General features: G+C 75.3%; 11 protein-coding genes. 8 read left to right on the top strand and 3 right to left on the bottom strand.

Annotated features, from left to right (window positions below; genetic code table 11):
- The first annotated feature begins 150 nt into the window (after nucleotides 1–150).
- Nucleotides 151–1,485 (top strand): GNAT family N-acetyltransferase, encoded by a 1,335-nt coding sequence (locus tag AB0883_RS18530; RefSeq protein WP_366642387.1) that lies wholly within the window; start codon nucleotides 151–153, stop codon nucleotides 1,483–1,485.
- Between the two features lie 85 nt (nucleotides 1,486–1,570).
- Here the strand turns inward: AB0883_RS18530 and AB0883_RS18525 are convergent, their stop codons facing one another.
- Both AB0883_RS18525 and AB0883_RS18520 read right to left on the bottom strand, forming a co-directional pair.
- Nucleotides 1,571–2,293, bottom strand: coding sequence for a VOC family protein (locus AB0883_RS18525; protein WP_366642385.1), 723 nt, complete (start codon nucleotides 2,291–2,293; stop codon nucleotides 1,571–1,573).
- Nucleotides 2,294–2,453: 160 nt separating this feature from the next.
- Entirely contained in the window at nucleotides 2,454–2,864 is a 411-nt protein-coding gene (locus AB0883_RS18520; RefSeq protein WP_366642383.1) for a nuclear transport factor 2 family protein, read from the bottom strand.
- An 80-nt stretch (nucleotides 2,865–2,944) separates the two neighbouring features.
- Between AB0883_RS18520 and AB0883_RS18515 the strand changes: the two genes are divergently transcribed.
- From AB0883_RS18515 to AB0883_RS18485, 7 genes are all read left to right on the top strand, one after another.
- Complete coding sequence (locus AB0883_RS18515; RefSeq protein ID WP_366642382.1) at nucleotides 2,945–3,394, top strand: MarR family winged helix-turn-helix transcriptional regulator; 450 nt, start codon at nucleotides 2,945–2,947, stop codon at nucleotides 3,392–3,394.
- Nucleotides 3,395–3,750: 356 nt separating this feature from the next.
- Nucleotides 3,751–4,608: a DUF4132 domain-containing protein gene (locus tag AB0883_RS18510; protein ID WP_366642380.1), complete on the top strand. Its 858-nt coding sequence runs from the start codon at nucleotides 3,751–3,753 to the stop codon at nucleotides 4,606–4,608.
- Between the two features lie 5 nt (nucleotides 4,609–4,613).
- Complete coding sequence (locus AB0883_RS18505) at nucleotides 4,614–9,662, top strand: hypothetical protein (RefSeq protein ID WP_366642379.1); 5,049 nt, start codon at nucleotides 4,614–4,616, stop codon at nucleotides 9,660–9,662.
- Nucleotides 9,663–9,779: 117 nt separating this feature from the next.
- Nucleotides 9,780–10,970, top strand: coding sequence for an AAA family ATPase (locus tag AB0883_RS18500; RefSeq protein WP_366642378.1), 1,191 nt, complete (start codon nucleotides 9,780–9,782; stop codon nucleotides 10,968–10,970).
- Nucleotides 10,967–14,647, top strand: a complete 3,681-nt coding sequence (locus tag AB0883_RS18495) for a DUF5682 family protein (RefSeq protein ID WP_366642377.1) — start codon at nucleotides 10,967–10,969, stop codon at nucleotides 14,645–14,647. Before AB0883_RS18500 ends, AB0883_RS18495 begins: the two co-directional genes overlap by 4 nt.
- A complete protein-coding gene (locus AB0883_RS18490; protein WP_366642376.1) occupies nucleotides 14,644–16,575 on the top strand; it encodes a hypothetical protein in 1,932 nt (643 codons plus the stop codon). Before AB0883_RS18495 ends, AB0883_RS18490 begins: the two co-directional genes overlap by 4 nt.
- 320 nt (nucleotides 16,576–16,895) lie before the next feature.
- Nucleotides 16,896–17,903 (top strand): hypothetical protein, encoded by a 1,008-nt coding sequence (locus AB0883_RS18485; RefSeq protein WP_366642375.1) that lies wholly within the window; start codon nucleotides 16,896–16,898, stop codon nucleotides 17,901–17,903.
- A gap of 25 nt (nucleotides 17,904–17,928) precedes the next feature.
- Here the strand turns inward: AB0883_RS18485 and AB0883_RS18480 are convergent, their stop codons facing one another.
- Nucleotides 17,929–19,920 carry an acyl-CoA dehydrogenase gene (locus AB0883_RS18480; RefSeq protein WP_366642374.1) on the bottom strand — a complete coding sequence of 664 codons (1,992 nt, stop codon included), beginning with the start codon at nucleotides 19,918–19,920 and terminating at the stop codon, nucleotides 17,929–17,931.
- Between the last annotated feature and the right edge of the window lie 143 nt (nucleotides 19,921–20,063).

Genomic DNA, 20,063 nt, shown 5'->3' with positions numbered 1-20,063 from the left:
CCGCTGACCCACGCCGGTCCCGGCTGTGCGCCGAGCCTGGGCACCGAACGCCACCGCGGCGCCGACCCGATCGGGGGCGGCGCCGCGGGTGGTTCCGGCGCAGCTCGCTTCGGCATGCCACCGACGGTGGCTCCTGTGCGAAAGTAAGGCATGACAAGGCAGAGCGACGGTTACGTGATCCGGGCCGGCCGACCCTCAGACGCACCCGAACTCGCCGCCCTGCACGCGTCGGTCCAGCTGCAGTGGGTGACCGGCGGGAAACCGCATCCCGGCATCGCCGCCTGGGTCGAGAGCCTGCTGACCGACCATCCCTCGGTGGTGCCCGACGACTTCCTGGTCGCCGTGGACCTGGCGACCGGCCGCCCGGTGGCGAGCCTCGTGGGCCTCCGGCAGGACTGGAGCGTGGCCGGGGTGCGCCTGCCGGTGGCCCAGGTCGAGCTGGTCGGTACGGCACCGGAGCACCGCGGCAACCGGCTCACCGGGCGGCTGTTCGCCGCGCTGCACGAGCGGTACGCGTCCCGCGGCGTGCCCGTCCAGGTCATCGAGGGGATCCCCTACTTCTACCGGCGGCTCGGCTACGACTACGCCCTCGCCAACGGCGGCGCGCCGGCGGTGCCCGCCGCCGAACTGCCGGCCACTGGTCAGGCCCGGCCGGACGACCCCTCCGACGGGCTGATGCTCCGCTCGGCGACCGCCGCCGACGCGGGTGCCCTCGCCGACATCGACCGGCGGCTCGCTGACGGCGACGCCCTGGTCTGCCCGAGGGACGCGGGAGTGTGGCGGTACGAGATCGCCGGACGCCGTCAGGCTGACCTCGCCCGGCGCGTCGTCGCCGTCCTGACGCGAGGCGCCGAAGTCCGTGGATACCTGGTGCACGGTGCCCGGCTCAACGCCGCCGGCGAGCTGGCCGTGTTCGCGGCGGCCTGCACGCGAACGGCCGACTGGCCGCAGGCCGCCGTAGCGATGCACGCGTACCTGGCCCGGATCGGTCGCGGGTACGAGGCGGCGGCGGGTCGGCCGTTCGTCGCGGTCTGCCCCGCGCTCGACCACGAGCACCCGCTGGCCCGCCTCGGCCCGCCGGGCGTACCGAGGCGGCCCAGAGGCTGGTACGTCCGCACCGGCGATCCGGTCGACCTGCTCGCGCGGTTGGCACCACTGCTGCGGGCCCGTTGGCGCGCGGCCGACCTGCGGTGGCGTGAAGCGACACTGACCATCGACACGTACGGCCGCGCCGCCCGGCTGATGTTCACCGACGGCGAGCTGACGGCGGTGACGGCAGTGCGCGGCACGGTCGGCCCGGCCACCGACCCGGCGACCCACGCCGCCATCCCGCCGGGCGCTCTGCTCCAGCTCGCCCTCGGCAACCGCACCCTGGCCGAGGTGCTGGACGCCTGGCCGGACTGCCTGCTGCGGGACCGCCTCACCGAGCACTTCCTGACGGTGGCGTTCCCCCGGGTGCCGGTCCGCGTCTGGCCCCGCAACTGAGCAGGGGTGCGGTTGCCGCCGTACCGGAGGGCGCGGCTGACACCCGCTGCCGACCTTCGGACGCCACGCCGCCGAGGCCGGGTGGCTACCGGGGCGGCAACACGCAGAACTCGTTGCCGTCCGGGTCGGCCATGACCACCCAGCCGACCTCGCCCTGGCCGATGTCGATCCGGGTGGCCCCCAGGGAGAGCAGCCGGTCGACCTCCGTCTGCTGATCGCCGTCGGCAGGCGGAGCGAGATCGAAGTGCAGGCGTTGCTTGCCGGTCCTCGGATTGAGCGGTGGGCCACCCCACGTGATCTTCGGGCCGCCCAGCGGTGAGCGGATCGCGGTCTCCTGGTCCTGGTCCCAGACCAGCGGCCAGCCCAGCGCTTCGCTCCAGAAGTACCCGACCTCCTGCGAGCCGTCGCAGGCCAGTGCTCCGACGAATCCGCAGTCGGCAAGGAAGGTGTTGCCCGGCGCGATGACGCAGAACTCGTTGCCCTCGGGGTCGGCGAGCACCACGTGCCCCTCTTCGGGGCGCTGGCCGACGTCGATGTGCCGTGCGCCGAGGTCCAGCGCCCTGGCCACCGTCCGCCGCTGGTCCTCTTGGGATGCGCTCGTCAGGTCGAAGTGCATCGGGTTCGGGCCGACCTTCGGCCGCTCGGTCGGAAGGAAGCGGAGCCGGAACCCGGTGTCGTCACCGGGCAGCAGCGCGACACCGTCGGGTGGTTCGTCGACCAGGTCCCAGCCCAGGACCCCGGACCAGAACCGGGCGAGACGCGGAGGTTGGTTCGCATCGAAGCTGAGCGCGAACAGTTGGCACGTCATCTTCTGCGCATCTCCGATCGGCGGTGTGACCGCTGTCGACAGGACGCCTTGCCGGCGCGTAGGTCGGGAGCCTAAGGGCGGGCCGGCGGCGTCCGCAGCCGAGTATTCGGCGCCGCCGGCCCGCCGGTCACCCCGCCGCTGTCGGCGGATGGCGCCGAGTTCACGAGGACGACGGGACGTGCTGCCAGAGCGGGGAGATCCGGGCCCGCGCGAATCGCCAGCCGGTCGGCGTACGTGCGGCGGTGTAGTGGGCCTGGACGCCGGCGGTCCGGTGCGGAGCCTCGCCCCGGTGGAAGAAGTACACGAGCTGATGGGTGCCGACCTCGGCGTGGTCGCCGTCGAGATCCACCACCACGTCGGTGTTGAAGTGCTGGGTCAACTCCTCCTCCGGGCTGGTTCGCCGCACGACGTCGACGATCTCGTCGATGCCGCACAGGGCCCCGCGCGGGCTGCTGGTCTCGGCGTCCGGGGTGTAGACGGCCCGCAGGTCCTCGAAGCGTCGCTCGTCCAGCGCCCGCGCCAGCCTGGCGACCAGTTCGGCGATCTCGGCGCGGTCGGTCACGTGTGACATCTCGGTCCTCCGTATCGTTGGTGCGGCCAACGGTAAGGCAGATCGTTGGCGCCGCCAACGTCCTGTTAGCATGGTCACCCGTGGAACCGACACCGGACCGCCTCGCCACGAAGGCGAGCTGGCTCATCACTCAGACCGCCGTGCACGCGAGGCGGTTCGTCTCCCAGGGGTTCGCCGCCGCCGGCGCGCGGGGCTACCACTACCGGGTGCTGGCGGCGTTGCGGGAGTTCGGCCCCGCGAGCCAGGCGGAGCTGGGGCGGCGCTGCCGCATGGACCGCAGCGACGTCGTCGCGGCCGTGACCGAGCTGGAGGGGGAGGGCTTCGTCGGGCGCAGCGCCGACCCGGCGGACCGCCGACGCAACATCGTCACCATCACCGAGGCGGGCGTCCGGCAGCTCCGGCGGCTGGACCGCGCGCTCGACGACGTGCAGGACGAGCTGCTCGCCCCGCTGTCGGTCACCGAACGGCAGGCCCTGGTCGCGTTGCTCGGCAAGGTGCTCGACCATCACGGCGGCGCACCGACATCGTGATCAGCCGCACGTGGAGCCGCAACGCCGCTTGGCCCGACGTCGTCGGTCGTCACGGCTGAACCGCACCGCCATGCCCGCCACCGGGCCGGGCGCACGTGGCCGCAGGCGGCCACAGTGTGACCTAGATCATCGACTTCTCTCCCGCCGGGACCGCGACCGACCGTCCGCGGCGCGTTCGGACCGGCCGGACCTGCGACTTCCGCGGATCGCGTCCCCTCGTCCCGCCGATCCCGGCTCGGCTGACCGGCCGATGGGTCGCTGTCGTGTCGGTCACTACTGTTAGCGTGCCCTCGTTGTCGATCACGGCCGATTCCTCACGAAATCTGGCTGTTCTGCCACTGCGGAGGGTATTCCTGATGGGCTGGCTACCGGTGGGGGACTCGTACGAGATCTCTCTCGTGGACGGAAAGGTGGCGGCCCGGTCCATCGGCCCGCGGGCCGGCGGCCGTCCGCTGAAGACTCTGCCGAAGGCACTGCGGGACGACCCCGAGGTCGACCGGCTGCGCCAGCTCGCCCAGTGGCTGGACCGGCACGCCGTGGAATGCCTGGCCCGGGTCGACGCCTGGGTGGTGTCCTCGCTCCCGGTGCCGACGGGGCTGCTGGCCCGGGTCTGGCCGGACCCGGCCTGGCAGGACGCGTTGCGCGACCTCGTGGTGCTCGGGGACGACCCGGCCGAGCCGGGCTTCCTGCGCGACGTCACCGACACCGGCGACCTGCGCGTGGTCAACCTCGACGGGGAGACCGTCCGGCTCTCGCCGGTCACCGCCACGCTGCCCCACCCGGTGCGCCTGACCGAGCTGGCCGACCTGCGCGAGTTCGCCGACGAACTGGACGTCACCCAGCGGATCGAGCAGCTGCACCGGGGCACCTGGGGCAGACCCGAGGACCTGAAACAGCGCGACACGACCATCACCGACTTCCGCGGCGCCACCGTGCCGAACCGGCTCGCCGCCCGGGCCGCCACGCTCGGCTTCCGGGTCTCCGGCTCGCAGGTCAAGTGCCGGGTCTGGGAGGCCGGCCGCACGGTCGAGGCCGCCATGTGGTTCAACGAGGACTACTGGGACTCGGAGGCGACCCTGGGCAACCTCTCCTGGTCGGTGGTGGACGGGCCGACGTTGCGGTTGACCGAGGTCGGGCCGGTGGCCTGGTCGGAAGGAATGCGGATGGCGACGGCCCTGTCCGGCGCCGCGAGCGGAACGGGGAAGAAGGCGTGACCGGGATGACGACGACGGCTGACGACGGCGCGGTCGAGAGCCTGCTGACCGCCGGCGCGGTGCTGCCGGCCGACACCGCCGGGGCCGGTGACCGGGCCGTGCCCCTCACCGCCCGCACCTACCGGCACCCGGCCCTCGACGACCGGCCGGTGGTCCGCCTCGTCGACGCCGCCCTGGGCGAGGGCGAGGACATCGCCGTCGGGTTCCTCGGCCTGTCGCCCGGCGCCGAGCCGGTCGTCGTCGGGCTGGGTCCCCGCCGACCGTTGGCCTTCCCGGAGTGGGTGCTGGTGCACCACCCGGCGGACGGCCGGCACGCGTTGGCGGTGGTGCCGGAGTTGCAGAAGCTGGCCAAGCAGGTGCGGTCGCGGCCGAAGGCCGCCCTGGACGGGCACCAGGGCATCGCCGACCGGTTCGCCCGTACGCTGCCGCACCTCCTGCCGACGTTCTTCGAGCAGGCGGCGCGGGTGTTCCTGGCCGCCGGGCAGGACGCGTACGCGACGCAGCTGTTCAACAAGGCGCGCAAGGCGGAGGCGCAGCACGGCCTGCCGGTCGACCTGAACCGGCTGGACGAGGTCTACGTGGAGTTCGCCTCGGCCAAGGTGGTGTCCGCGACCGCGTTGGCCGGCTACGCCAAGGAGCTGTCCGCCCAGTTGCCGGCCGACCAGGCGCTGGAGCGGTTCTGCCGGCTGGCGCTGCGGGCCGCGACCGCCGGCGTGGTGCCGTCCACCCAGTCGGCCGGCGTGGTGAACCGGCTGGTCCGGGCCGCCACCAAGGCCGCCGGCAAGGCCGGGGCCGCCGCCGTCGCCGAGCGTGAGGCGGCCTACCTGACCGAGCTGCTCCGGCTGCCGGTGGCCGCCGAGGCGCCGGCCGGCTTTTGGAAGGCGCACCTGCCGGCGCTGACGGCGCTGGCCGGCCGCGACCCGGCGATCCGCGGCAGCCTGCTCGACCTGATGCCCGCCGACCGGGACGACCTGGTCACCTGGCTGGCCCTGCTGACCGACACCGGTGCGCTCGCTGGGCTGTCCGTGCCGGACGTGCCGGACCCGGCCCGCCCGCAGGACGGCTCCGTCGGCTGGCTGCGCCGCTTCGTGAGCCGGGTCAACTCCGGCCACCGACGCCGTCGGCTGCCGCAGCTGTACCCGCTCGTCGAGCGGATGGCCGACCGGCTGCGCGTCGAACTGGCCGACAGCGGCGAGACCCTCGGGGCCGACGGGGACCTGGAACTGCTCGACCTGCTGCTGGCCCTCGACCTGCCGGTGGCCGCGCCGAAGGAGCGGGAGGCCCTGGACCTGGCGAGCTGGGTCACGCGAGAGGGAGAGCGGGATCTGCTCGCCGTCGCCGGCGACGCCCGGTTCACCGCAGCCCTGCGCCGGGGCCTCGACCAGCTCGACGACCAGCAGGCCGCCCTGCGCCGGATGGTCGAGACGCCGGGCATCCGGCCGATGCTGATCGACTGGCTGCGGACCCGGATCCGCGACCGGTTCGCCGCCGGACTGCCGTACCTGCCGGCGTCGGTGGACTGGCTGGGCAGGCTCCCGGTCGAGGCGCTGCGCCTGGTGTCGGACGAGCTCGACGTGTTCGGTGAGTCCGGTCGGGGCGGCGACCTCGGGCAGGCCCTCGGCGTCGACCTCGCCGAGCGCGTCGCCCGCAGCCTGCGCGGCGGGATCCTCGACGAGCTGGGCTGGCCGGACTGGGAGCTGGCCTGGCAGGAGGTGACCGGCGGCGACCGCCGGGTCGAGGTCATCCGGCAGGAGGCCTGGCCGTACGTGATCCTGGGCGGGCCGACCACGGTGCGCGTGATCGGCGCCGAGGGCGTCGTGCTGCGCCACGACCTGCGCATCCCGGCCGGCGACCTGTGGGGTCAGCCCGGCTACCACTACGTCGACGGTCATCTGCTGGTCTACTGGCGTTCCAAGGCGCTCGACTACGACCTGCGGGGCTACTGGCACTCGTCGCCCGGCGAACCGCAGCTCATCCAGGGTCGTCACCACGGCAGTCAGCCGCGCGGGCAGCAGATCACCCTGCCGCTGCCGGGCGGCGGGCGGACCACCGGCGACGGCGTGCTGCACGCCGGCGACACGGCCGTCCCGTCCGAGCTGCCGGTCATCACCGACGGCACCTCGCACTGGGTGTTCCGGCACAGCGAGGAGGACGACGCCCGCGGCTGGCGCGAGTACGACCCGGTGGCCAACACCCACGGCCGGCGCGGCCTGCCCCGGTTCCTGGCCAACCTCCCGGTCGACGGAAGCCACCTCCGGGAGCCGGCCTCCTGGCTGCGGCCGGCCCTGTCCGACCGGGCCACCCCGGCCGCCGTCCCCGTGGACGGGCTGCTCGGCTGGCGGGTGGTCACGCTGCCGGACGGCTCGGTACGCGGTGAGGACCTGGCCGGTCGTAGCGTCACCGTGGCCGCGGGCCAGGAGCCGATCGCGGCGCTGGTGCTGCCCGGCGACGACCGGCCGCGGGCCGTGCTCGACGGTCCCGTCCTGGTCGACCCGGACGGGGTGGTGTCGGCCGCCGCCGGACCGCCGTCCAGCCGGGACTACAGCCCCGGCGCGGTTCCGCTGCCGGCACGGCAGTTCCTCGGCAACCTGCTGCCCCGCGACCCGGCCGGCTCCACCGCCCTGCGCCGGATGGACCGGGAGACCGCCGCCGCGCTGCTGAAGGCCGCCCTCGACGAGCGCCGCGCCGCCCTGGCCGAAGAGGCCGCGCGGGCCGCGGCCCGCGCGGCGGCGCGACCCGGGTTGACCGCGGCCCCGCAGGCCGTCACCGGCCTTCCCGTCGCGGTTCCGGCGGCCCTGGTCGGCACCGGCTCCGGGCCCGCCGCCACCGGCGCGACCGCCGACGAGGACGACACGGACGCGCTGGTCGAGCTGGTCCGCTCGACGCTGCCGGCGGTCAGCCACGACGCCGTGCTGACGGGCGTGGCCGGGGTGCTGCGGCTGGCCGCCCGGGTGCGCACCGACCTGGACGCGGTGACCGAGCGGCTCACCAGGTCGTTGTCCGCCCCGGCGGCGGTGGCGCCGGCGGTCACCGTGACCGGACCCACCGACCGGCAGCTCAACGAGGCGCTGGACGGCCTGCGTGGCTCGGCCCACGGGGCGGGCACCGCGACCCACGCCTTCACCCAGTTCCAGGCGTTTACCACCCAGTGGTCCACCACCGGCGGGGGCGGCTCCGCCGTACGCCTGCACCTCGACGGGCCGTCGCTGCCGTCCGCGCTGGACTGGTGGTCCCTGCTCGGCGGTGTGGCCGCCGTCGCCTACCGGGCCGTCGCGGCGGTGACCCCGGACGAGCACCGGGAGACGCTGCGCGCCCTGCTCGTGGCGCTGGACGGGCTCGACCTGGGCGCGGTGGCCGCGCCGGGGCGGTGGCGCCGGTGCAGGCTGCACCTGCGCGACGACGACCTGAAGAACCCCGACGGCTCGCGCCGCTACCCGAGGCCGGGCATCCTGCCGTTGCCCGACGGGGCGTTCCTCGCCGTTCTCAACTCCAGGGGCACGGCCACCGGCTACTTCTTCGACGCGTTGCACCACGACCCGGCGGGCGTCTTCGCCGTGCCCGAGCCCTACACGGTGCAGTCCTCGGAGTCGGTCGGTGACGAACGGCCGGCCGGCTGGCTGGGCGGTTTCCTCGCCGAGTCGGCCGCGCGCGGCCCGCTGCCCTGGCGGCCGGAGGCGGCCGAGCAGTTCGCCGAGCTGACCGGCGTCACCCCCACCGCCGCGAAGCTGGTGCTGGCCGGCCTCCCGTACGTGGACTCGGTGAACACCGTGCCGGCCGAGCTGCGCAAGGCGCTCGGGATCAAGCAGGTCGGGGAGGTCAAGCTGGCTTTCGGGGTGCTGAGGGAGGCCAGGCCGGGATTGCGGCGGGCAGTGGTCTCGGCGCTGCTGCCGGAGGACCCGGCCCGGCTGTGGACCGACGGCCCCGACGTGGCCGCCGCCGCGGCGGTGTGGAACGCCGCCCTGGGGCGCCGGGTGGTGGTGCCCGAACAACTGCTCGCCGAGGCGACGCGCACGGTCCGCACCGGCTGGGAGCCGGCCAAGGCGTTGCCGGCGCTGCTCGATCCGGCCCGTTCGACCGAGCTGAGCACCGACCTGGCCTTCGAGATCAGGGGCGACCGGGTCCGGCCGGTCGACGGCCGCGCGGCGGGCTTCACCGGTCAGGTGCTGCGCTCCACGGTCGCCCTGGCGGCCTGGGTGGCCCACCACACGCCGGCCGGCGACCCGTGCCGGGCCGCGCTGCCCGCCGCGCTGGCCGTGATCCGGGACCGACTGGCCAACCCCGGCCTGCTGCTCGACCTCGACCAGTACGTCTCCCTGCCCGCGTTCCGGCAGGTGGCGGGCACCCCGTCGGAGACCGGCCCCGGCTGGGAACGGTACGGCGCCATCGTGCTGTCCACCCACGACAGCCAGCCGTCGCCCGCGCTGCGGCCGGACCTGCTCGACGCCGACGGGTCGGACCCGTACCTGCCGGCGCTGCGCGGCGACGCCGCCAAGCCGTACCCGATCGAGGTGGCGCTGCGCCTGGTCCGCGACCCACGCTTCGCGGCGCTGCTCGGCGATCCGGGGGAGCCGGGCGGCGGCGCGCGGGCGGCGGACGGCACCTGGTGGCCGCAGGATCCGACCCGGTCGGTGCCGGACCTGGTCGCCGAGGTGGCCGGGGCACACGGCCTGGGCGCCGACGCGGCGGCGGTGTACCTGATGCTGCTGGCCATGCCGGACCCGACCGACCGCAACACGGCGAAGTGGACCGCCTGGAAGCCGGCCCGGCTGAAGGCGGCCCGCGCCGAACTGGCCGGCACCGACCTGGTCGTCGAGGCCAGCCGGTCCCGGGCCGGCCGGTCGCTGTTCCTGCCCGGCCCCTGGCTGGAACGCGGCAACGGGCAGGCGCCGATCGAGGGCTGGAAGGTGACCCTGTTCGACCTCGCACCCGACGGTACGGCCGCGCTCGGCGTGACCGTTCCGTTCGAACCGGCCGCCGAGCTGCACCGGCGGGCCTGGCAACGCCTGCGCGACGGCGACCGGCCCCGCTTCGACAACCTGCCCACCCGCCGCTGACCCACCCCCGACGCGGTGGTGGTGTCCGCGACGACCTGCCCGGCCGTCGCGGCACCACCGCGCCGCCGACCCCTGCCCGACCCACCCCATCCGAACCAGAGAGATCGAGGAACGCCCGTGACCGTGACGGAACACGTCCGCCCCACCGTGGCGCCGGAGACCGCCGCCCAGGTCCTCTCCGCCGAGCAGCGGTACGCCGACGAGCTGGCCTTCCTGGCCGCGTACGACGACGGGGCCCGGCCGCCGGGCTGGGCGCTGACCCCGCGCGCCGTGGTCACCTTCATCCAGGGCAGCGACGGCGAGGCGTTGAAGCTGCCCGCCGACCGGCGCACCGGCCCGGACGGCACCGAACTGCCGGCCAGCATGACCATCCCGGCGAAGTTCGTCGGCGAGCGGAGCCTGGTCGAGCGGTGCGTGGTCACCCTGGCCGGCGAGCGGGGCCTGCTGCTGGTCGGCGAGCCCGGTACCGCCAAGTCCATGCTCTCCGAGCTGCTGGCCGCCGCCGTCTGCGGCACCAGCGCGCTGACCGTGCAGGGCACCGCCGGCACCACCGAGGACGCCTTCCGGTACGGCTGGAACTACGCCCTGCTGCTCGCCCAGGGCCCGACCCCGCAGGCGCTGGTCGACTCGCCGGTGCTGACCGCCATGCGCACCGGCCGCGTGGTGCGCATCGAGGAGGTCACCCGCTGCCTGCCCGAGGTGCAGGACGCGCTGGTGTCCATCCTGTCCGACCGGCGGATGAACGTGCCGGAGCTGTCCGGCACCGAGGACGGGCTGATCCGCGCCGTGCCCGGGTTCACCGTGATCGCCACCGCCAACCTGCGGGACCGGGGCGTGTCGGAGATGTCCTCGGCCCTCAAGCGCCGGTTCAACTTCGAGACCATCCACCCGATCTCGGACGCGGACGTCGAGACCGACCTGGTCCGTCAGCAGGCCACCGCCGCCGTGCAGCGCGCCGGCGCGGCGTACACGGTGGACGACGCGGTGCTGGACGCCCTGGTCACCGTGTTCCGCGACCTGCGTTCCGGCCGGTCGGGCGAGGGCTGGGACGTGGAGCGGCCCGGCACGGTCATGTCCACCGCCGAGGCGGTGCAGGTGGCGGTGTCGCTCGGACTGGCGGCCGCGTACCTGCCCGGCGGGGACGCGCTCGACCTGGTGCCCGGGCACCTGCTCGGCGTGGTCCGCAAGGACGACCAGAACGACCACGCCCGCCTGCTCGGCTACTGGGACGGCCCGGTCCGTCGCCGCGCCGAGGACGGCTCGGCGATGTGGCGCCGGCTCTGGGACCTGCGGGAGAACCTGCGGTGACGACCCTCTCCAGCCCACCGACCGGTGCGGCCCCGGCGACCGCCGACCCGGTGGGAGCCGACGCGACGTCGGCCGATCCGCGCGCCGTGGTCGACGCGCTCGCCGGTTCGGTGCGGCCGTACCTGATCGGGGTGCGGCACCACAGCCCGGCGCTGGCGGCGGTGGTCCCGGCGCTGCTGGACGCCGCCGGGGCCGAGGTGGTCTGCATCGAGTTGCCGGCCGACTTCCAGCGCTGGCTGCCGTACCTGTCCGATCCGGCCGCCCGGGCCCCGCTGGCCCTGGTCGGCAGCCACGGCGCGGACGGGCCGATGGGCTTCTACCCGTTCGCCGACTTCTCCCCGGAACTTGCCGCGATCCGCTGGGCCCGGCAGCGCGGCGTGGAGGTGGTCTGCTGCGACCTGCCGCTGGCCGACCCCGGCTGGACCGCCGGCACCACCGACCCCGACCCGACCACCGACCCCGACCCGGCCGCCGGTGGCGGTCCCACACCGGACGCGGGGGAGCCGGTGCCCGGCCTGCGCCGGTCCTACGCCGCCGCGCTCAGCGCCAGCGGCACCGGCCGGGACGGCGACGACCTGTGGGACCGGGTGGTCGAGGTGCGTGCCCCGGGCTGCCCGCCCGAGGCGGTCCGCCGGGCCGCGCTCGGCGTCGGCTGGGCGATGCGTACCGACAGCGCCAACCGCGACGGCGTGCCGGCCCGGGACCTGGCCCGCGAGCGGCACATGCGCCGGGTGCTGGCCGAAGCCGGCGTCGACGGCCGGCGGGTCGCCGCCGTCATCGGCGCCTTCCACGCCCCGGCCCTGGTCACCGCCCCGTCGACCGCCGAGGTCGCCATCGCGTCCGCCCGGCCCGGCACCGCCGCGGTCGATCCCGTCCGCTCCGTGACGACCCCGTCCCGACCGGCCGCCACCGACGGCGGCGGCACGGCGGTCACCTCGCTGGTGCCGTACGCGTTCGACCTGCTCGACTCCCGGTCCGGTTACCCGGCCGGGATCCGCGACCCGCGCTGGCAGCAGTCCGTGTTCACCGCCGCCGGCGACCCGGAACGGATCCGGGCCGCCGCGGCCCGGGCGGTGACGGACCTGTGCCGGGAACTCCGCGCGGCCGGCCACACCGCCGGCACCGGTGAGGCCACCGAGACGGTACGGCTCGCCGACGACCTGGCCCGGCTGCGGGACCTGCCCGCCCCCGGTCGGGGCGAGGTGCTGGAGGCGGTGACCACCGTGCTCGGCCAGGGCGAACTGCTCGGCCGCGGCCGGGCGCTGGCCAAGGCCCTGGAGAGCGTGCTGGTCGGCGCCGAACGGGGCCGCATCGCCCCCGGCACGCCGCGCTCCGGGCTCGGCCCGGCGGTCGAGGCGGAACTCACCACGCTGCGGCTGCCCCACCCCGACAGCCCGAAGGCCCGCGAGGTGCGCCTGGACCCGCTGCGCACCGAGCTGGACGGGCGGCGGGAGACCCTGCTGCAACGCCTCCAGGTCTGCGGCGTCGGCTACGGCGAGCCGATCGCGGTGTCCGGCACCGGCGACGGCGCCGCCCTGACCACCCGCTGGCAGCTGGCCTGGACGCCGTCCGTGGCGGCCCGGCTGGACCTGGTCGGCGTACGCGGGGTGACCGCGGCGCTGGCCGCGGCCGGCACGCTGCGGGAGCGGTTCCGCCGGGAGGCCGCCGACGGCGGTCCCACCGCCGCGCAGCTGCTCACCGGGCTCCGCGACGCCGCCCGGTGCGACCTGCCGGAGCTGGTCACCGACCGGCTCGAGCTGGCCGCCACGGTGCTGCCGGGCACCGGCACGCTGCCCGAGCTGCTGGCCGCACTGGACCTGCTGGAGGCGCTGCGCCGCGAACACCTGCCCGGCACGACCCCCGACGGCCGGGCCCGGGCGGCCGAGCTGGCCGTCGTGCTGCTGGACGCGGCGGTGCGCGGGCTGCCCGGCCTGGCCGGCAGCGACACCCCGGCGGACGCCGCCGCGCTGGTCGACCTCGCGGTCCGCGCCGGCGAGGACCGTATCGGGCTGCGCCTGGACGAGGCCCTCGACCACCTGGCCCGCACCGGTTCGCCGCTGATCCAGGGCGCCGCCCTGGCCGCCCGGGTGCTGCTCGACCTGACCGACCTGGAGACCCTGGGTACCCGGGTGGCCGGCTGGATCGACGCGGCGACCGGACCCGACACGCGACGGCACCTGCACCGGCTGCTCGGCGGCCTGCTCACCGGGGCGCACCCGCTGTTGCAGTCCGCCCCGGCCGCGCTGGACCCGCTGCTGGAGCGGATCGAGCGGCTCCCCGACGCCGACTTCCTGGACCGGCTGCCCGCGCTGCGCGGCGGGTTCGACGTGCTCACCCCGGCGGCCCGGGGCCGGCTGCTGGACACCGTCACCGAGCGGCTGGGCGACCGGCTCGACCTGAGCCTGTCCGCCCCGCCGGAGCTGCTGGCCCGCTGGGCCGCCGCCGACGCGGCCGGCCGGGCCGCCCTGCTCGCCCGCCGCATCCCCGTTGCGGGCACGCCGACCGGTCCCGGCGACGCCGACGCCGATGCCGGCGCGACGCCCGGGCCGGGCACGCCGGACGCCCGGCTCACCGCCACCGACCGGTGGCGGCTGCTGCTGGGCCGCCAACCCGACCGGTTGCCGGCCGACGCCCGCCGCTACGCCCGCGCCCTGGACGAGCTGTACGGGGCGGGTCAGGGCGAGGGCGCCACCGACCTCGGGCAGGCGGCCGGCGGCGGTCAGGAAGCCTCCTTCCCGACCGCCCGCGAGTGGGCCGACGAACTCGAGGCGCTGTTCGGCACCGCCGTACGCGAGGAGGTCATCGCCCGGGCGGCCGAGAACGGCCGTACCGACGTGCTCACCGAACTCGACCCGGCCGCGGTACGCCCCTCGATGGAGCTGCTGACCTCGGTGCTGTCGCTGGCCGGCGGCCTGCCCGAGGCGCAGCTCGCCAAGCTGCGGCCCCTGGTGCGGCGGCTGGTCGAGGAGCTGACCAGGCAGCTGGCCACCCAGGTGCGTCCGGCGCTGACCGGGCTGACCAACCCGCGTCCGACCAGCCGTCCCGGTGGCCGGATCAACCTCGCCCGTACGCTGCGGGCGAATCTGGCGCACACCCAGCGGCTCGGCGACGGCCGGACGGTGGTGGTGCCGCAGCGCCCGGTCTTCAACAGCCGCACCCGCAAGGAGGCCGACTGGCGGCTGGTGCTCGTGGTCGACGTGTCCGGCTCGATGGAGGCGTCGGTGGTGTGGTCGGCGTTGACCGCCGCCGTACTGGCCGGGGTGCCCACCCTGTCCACCCACTTCCTCGCCTTCTCCACCGAGGTGGTCGACCTGACCGACCGGGTCGACGACCCGCTGTCGCTGCTGCTGGAGGTGCGCGTCGGCGGCGGTACGCACATCGCCGCCGGGCTGGCCGCCGCCCGCTCGCTGGTGACCGTGCCGAGCCGCACCATCGTCGCGGTGGTCAGCGACTTCGAGGAGGGTTATCCGCTGGCCGGGCTGCTCGGTGAGGTCCGCACGCTGGTCGGTTCGGGCGTGCATGTGCTCGGCTGCGCCGCGCTGAACGACAGGGGAGCGCCCTGCTACTCGGTGCCGGTGGCCGAGCAGCTCGTCGCGGCCGGGATGCCGGTCGCCGCTCTCAGCCCGCTCGAACTCGCCCGCTGGGTGGGCGACCGCATCCGCGGAGGATCACGTTGACGGACCGCACAGCCACTGCCGTGGACACCGACCGGTTGCCGCCGGTGCTGCCGGCGGTCGCCGCCGCGGCGGTGGCGGCCCTGCCGCCCCGGCTGCACAAGCGGCTGGACGCCGCCGTCGAACGGCTGGCCGGCTTACCGGTCGGCCCCGTCGACGGGGGCGTGTCGGTCGACTGCGGCCCGGAGTCGCTGGTCACCCTGACACCCGGAGCGACCGGCGCGGTCACTGACCCGCACCAGGCGCGGTGCAGCTGCCTGCTGGCGCCCCGCTGCCTGCACCGCGCCGCCGTCCTTCTCGCCTGCCCGGTGGCCGACCCGGCCACCCACCCCGACCCGGCGTCCGCCGCCGCGGCGTCGTCGGCGTCGGACCGCACCGACGCGGCGTCCGGCCGGACCGGGGGGACCGGCCGCACCGGGCGTACCAGGAAATCGGCTGGCGCGACCGGCGGCGCGGCGCCGACGAAGGCGCAACGGGCCGCCGCCGGCGCGCTGTGGCGGGCAGCCGCCGCGGTGCTCGCGGCCGGCGTGCCGGCCGCCGGGGCGGTGCCCCAGGCCGAGCTGCTGCGGGCCGCCCACGGCGCCCGGCTGGCCGGCCTGCCGCGGGCCGAGAGCGCCGCGCTGCGCACGGTGCGTGGTCTGCGCGCACAGCGGGGACGGCAGAACGGCCACCGGTTGGCCGAGCTGGTCGAGGTGCTGCACGACCTGCTGTACGTCGCCGGCCGGCTGGCCGCCGGAGATGCCGACCCGGCGCTGGTCGGCGTCCTACGGCGGGCCTACCAGCCGGACGGCACCCTGGAGGTGTACGGCGTCTGCCGGGAGCCGGTGATCAGCGCGACCGGGTACGCCGGGGTGGTCACGCACCTGCTCGCCGCCGACGGGCGCCGACTGTCCTTCGGCGACGTGAAACCGGGCGGTCCGGACCGGGCGCGGGACTGCGCCCGGGCGGTCACCGAGATGGGCGCGGTCGCGGTCAACCACGCGGTGCTGGCCCGTGGCGGCCTGCGGATCACCGGCACCACCGTCTCCCCGGACGGCCGGCTCGGTGCCGGTAAGGGGGTCCGGGCCACCCCGCTCGCCGGGACCGACTGGTCCACCGGGCCGCTGGCGCACCTGTTCGCCCGCCCGCTCGCCGAGGTGGTGACCGCGCAGCTCGCCACCGACGACCCGGAGGACCCGGCCCGGGCGGGGACCGCGCTGTTCGGCGGCGACCTGATGGTGGTGGGTGCCGTCGGTGACCAGGTGCTGGCCCGCGAGCTGGCCCCCGCCACCGACGCCGGAAGCGAGCGTGCCCCGGTGCCGGACGGGCCGCTGATCCGGCTGGTGCCGGTCGACTCCCACCCGATGCTGGCCCACGTGGCCAACCTGCGGCGGCTCGCCTCCCGGCCCGGCCTGCGGGTCCGGGTGCTCGGTCGGCTGGACCCGGACCGGGCCAGCACGCTGCGACCGCTCGCGGTCGGCCCGGTGCCCGGTGCCGCCGCCACGTTGCGACTGCCGGCGGACTGGCACGGCCGGGCGGACCTCGGCTACGACGAGATCCAGGGCGGCCACCTGCCGCCGCGCGACCCGGCCGAGATGACCGAACCGGTGCTCGCCGTCGGCGCCGACGCGATTGCGGAGTCCCCGCTGTGGCGGGTGCGCCGGCTGGTGGAGTTGGCCGTCTCCGGCGGTCGCCGCGCCGTCGCCGAGGCGGCCCGCGGCGACGGCACCGGCCTGGCCGGCCCGCTGCGGCGGGCCGGCTTCACCACCGCCGCCGCGCTCACCACCGCGTTGGCCGACGAGTCCGACCGGCGCGGCCGGGACGTGTTCGGCCGGCGTACCGATCCCGACCCGGACCGGTACGCGTGGGCCTGGCTCGCCGCCACCGCCCACCTCGCCGCCGCCGAGCGGGAGCTGATCCGGTCCTCCTGGACCGCCCCACCCGTCGGCTGACTCGGCCCGCGTCGGCCACCTGCGCATCGGCGCCCACCCGAGCCCCGGGCGGGCGCCGATCGTCGGGCGGCGGGGCCGTACGGGCAGCGCGCCTGCGCTGTCGGAACGTCACAGGGCGCGTGCCGGATCCGCTGTGCTAATTCGTATTAGCATCTTGACGCCGCCGAGACGGCGCGCGCAGACTCATCGACCAACGGCACCGCCCGCGACGAGCGTCCGCACCGGTCGGCCGCCCGGCGAGGCGGAGTGACACCTGCCTCGTCACGGCCGGCCCGCTTCCCCTGCCCCCGTCGGCCCGTCCCACGAACGGAGGGAACGCGATGACGCGTACCCCGGAAGGCTCCTTCTCCCGACGCACGCTGCTGCGTGGCGCGGCGGCCGCCGGTGTCGCGACCGCGACCACCGGCGCCGGCCTCGCCGCGACGCCCACGCCCGCGCTCGCCGGACCGGCCGGCTTCCCCAACTACCGGTACGTGCGCGACGCGTTCGACAGGCCGTTGCGTTACAACCCGACCGGCGAGTTCATCTTCCCGTGCGTGCGCGGCGTCTACGACAAGATCGGCGGCTACCTCGGCCGCTACTACCTCTACTACGCGCCGCACGACGCGCCCGGCGGGATCTGCCTCGCCTACGCCGACCGGCTCGAGGGCCCTTACACCGAGTACGCCAACAATCCCGTCATCGACCGGGTGCTGCCGTCCACGACGGTGAGCCACGTGTCGTCGCCGCACGTCGTGTGGGACGCGCCGACCCGGCAGTTCTACCTGTACTTCCACGGCGAGAACCACACGACCCGGGTCGCCCGCTCGACCGACGGCGTCCGCTTCACCGACGAGACGCCGATCCTGTCGACGAACCTGGTGCCCAACACGACCGAGACCTCGTACGCGCGGGTCTTCGAGCACCCGGTGGCCGGCAAGGGAAACCGCTACGTGATGGTGTTCATGGGCGCCCACACCATCCGGCCGGGCACCCGGAAGATCTTCTGGGGCTGGTCGCCCAACGGCTGGAGCGGCTGGCAGTTCTCCCCGAACCCGCTGGTGTCGCCGTCGGGCGACGGGCTCACCGACATCTCCGCGCCGCATCTGCTGAAGCGCAACGGCACCGCGTACATCGCGTACCACGGCGGCAGCGGCAACATGTATCTGACCGAGGTCGGCAACAACTTCGACCGCGAGGTCCACCTCGGAGTGTTCCACCGGCCGATCGCCTCGGACAACGGCCGGGTGGCGTCGCCGACGTTCGGCACCGACGGCGGCGTGGAGTACATGCTCTACGAGGCCGGGCCACGCCTGGACGCCAGGATCTGCGTGGCCCGCGCGGTCTAGCCCCGGCGCACCCGAACCTGCCTGGCTACGCGGGGACTGCCTGCGGATCGCCGGCGGCGTCGTGGGCGGCCATGCTCTCCTGCCGGCGGGGTTCCTCGCGCAGGATGGCGGCGTGCAGCCACGCGTCGGGGATGGCGAAACCGTCCACGAGTGTCCGCATGTGCGGGCGCAGCTCCTTGAGCAGACCGTTCACCACGCCGGTGATCGCCTTGGACCGGGCCGGCGTGAGACGGCCGTGCTCCAGGAACCATCCCTTGTGGGCCTCGATGACGCTGAGCGCGTACAGGTCGCAGACCCGGGAGAGCAGCGCCCGGACCGCCGGGTCCGCGGTGTCCTCGATGCCGGCGACGAACGCCTCCAGGGCGACCCGGTCGACGTGCGCGGCGGCGACGGCGAGGACGTGGTCCTGGACGTCGTTGAAGATGTCGAAGGGACGGTCCTTCTTCGTGGCCGCGCCGTTGCGCAGGCGGCGGACCGCGCCGTCGAGGAGGTGCCGCTCGCGGTCCTCGAAGGCCTTGAGCTGCCAGCCGCGGTCGGTGACGGCGACCTCCTCGTCGCGGCCGGGCACGGCGCTGACCAGCCGCTCGATGAGCGACCGCGCGGCGGTGCGTTCGAGCACCATCTCGCGGACCTGCTCGGCGACGAAGGAGGCGCGTCCCCAGCCGTCCAGCGAGCCGAACTCGTCCCGGTGGCCGGTGAGCAGTCCCTTGGCCACCAGCTGCAGCAGCACCGTGTTGTCGCCCTCGAACGTGGTGAAGACGTCGGTGTCGGCCTTGAGGCTGGGCAGCCGGTTCTCGGACAGGTAGCCGGCGCCGCCGCACGCCTCGCGGCACATCTGGATGGTGCGGGTCGCGTGCCAGGTCTGCGCGGCCTTGAGGCCGGCGGCCCGGGACTCCAGCTCCCGTTGCCGGTGCTCGTCGACCGGCCCGTCGCCGCCCTGTACCTCGTCCAGCGCGGCGACCAGCTCGGCCTGGGCGAAGTGCAGCGCGTACGTGGTGGCCAGCGCGGGCAGCAGCTTGCGCTGGTGGGCCAGGTAGTCGTTGAGCAGCACCTCCCGCTCCGCGTCGGGCGTGCCGAACTGGCGGCGGATGTCGCCGTAGCGCACGGCGATCGTCAGCGCCGACCTGGTGGCCGCCGACGCGGCGCCGCCCACGCTCACCCGACCGCGGACCAGGGTGCCGAGCATGGTGAAGAAGCGCCGGGAGTCGTTCTCGATCGGGCTGGAGTACGTGCCGTCCTCGGCGACCCGACCGTAGCGGTCCAGCAGCATGTCCCGCGGCACCTGCACGTGGTCGAAGCTGAGCCGCCCGTTGTCGACGCCGAGCAGGCCCGCCTTCGCCCCGGCGTCCCCGATGGTCACACCGGGCAGGGGCTTGCCCTGCGCGTCGCGGATCGGGACCAGCCACGCGTGTACGCCGTGCCGCCGCCCGTTGGCGAGCAGCTGCGCGAAGACCACCGCCATCCGCCCGTCCCGGGCCGCGTTGCCGATGTAGTCCTTGCGCGCCGCCTCGTGCGGGGTGTGCAGGTCGAAGGTCTGCGTCCGCGGGTCGTACGTGCAGGTGGTGCGCAGCTGCTGGACGTCGGAGCCGTGGCCGGTCTCGGTCATCGCGAAGCAGCCGAAGATCCTGCCCGAGACGATGTCCCGCAGGTAGGCGTCGTGGTGCCGCCGGGTGCCCAGGGCCGCGACGGCGCCGCCGAACAGGCCCCACTGCACGCCCGCCTTGACCATCAGCGAGAGGTCGACCTGCGCCAGCATCTCGGTGGCGACGATCGAGCCGCCGACGTCGGACCTGCCGCCGTACTCGGTGGGGAAGGCCGAGGCGATACCCAGCTCGACGGGGAGTTCGGAGAGCAGCCGGGTGATCCGCTCACGCGCCTGGTCACCGGTCTCGCCGTACACCGGGAGGAAGCGCGCGTCGAGGTGCTTCCGGTGGGCGTTGCGGACCTCGGCCCACGGTCCGTCGAGCACTTCCTGAAGGCGGGCGAGGTCGATGCGGCCGGACGCGTGATCAGGCATGGTCACCCCTCGAAATGGCGGACATATGGGTACAGTCCGTACCCGATCAAGAGTACCGGCCCGCTACGGTGACCCGCCGAGCAAGACCGCGGTGAGACGGGCCACCATCGCCTCCGGCCGCAGCGGTGCCGACCGGGGCCAGG

It is taken from the genome of Micromonospora sp. NPDC047812 (genome assembly GCF_040704175.1).
Taxonomy (GTDB): Bacteria; Actinomycetota; Actinomycetes; order Mycobacteriales; family Micromonosporaceae; genus Micromonospora.
This window is presented reverse-complemented; position numbering and strand designations above follow the sequence as displayed.

What these genes read in the sequence shown, in the direction of transcription:
- AB0883_RS18525 (WP_366642385.1), bottom strand. Translation starts at nt 2,293, where the DNA reads ATGACGTGCCAACTGTTCGCGCTCAGCTTCGATGCGAACCAACCTCCG.
- AB0883_RS18485 (WP_366642375.1), top strand. Translation starts at nt 16,896, where the DNA reads ATGACGCGTACCCCGGAAGGCTCCTTCTCCCGACGCACGCTGCTGCGT.
- AB0883_RS18480 (WP_366642374.1), bottom strand. Translation starts at nt 19,920, where the DNA reads ATGCCTGATCACGCGTCCGGCCGCATCGACCTCGCCCGCCTTCAGGAA.
- AB0883_RS18530 (WP_366642387.1), top strand. Translation starts at nt 151, where the DNA reads ATGACAAGGCAGAGCGACGGTTACGTGATCCGGGCCGGCCGACCCTCA.
- AB0883_RS18520 (WP_366642383.1), bottom strand. Translation starts at nt 2,864, where the DNA reads ATGTCACACGTGACCGACCGCGCCGAGATCGCCGAACTGGTCGCCAGG.
- AB0883_RS18510 (WP_366642380.1), top strand. Translation starts at nt 3,751, where the DNA reads ATGGGCTGGCTACCGGTGGGGGACTCGTACGAGATCTCTCTCGTGGAC.
- AB0883_RS18505 (WP_366642379.1), top strand. Translation starts at nt 4,614, where the DNA reads ATGACGACGACGGCTGACGACGGCGCGGTCGAGAGCCTGCTGACCGCC.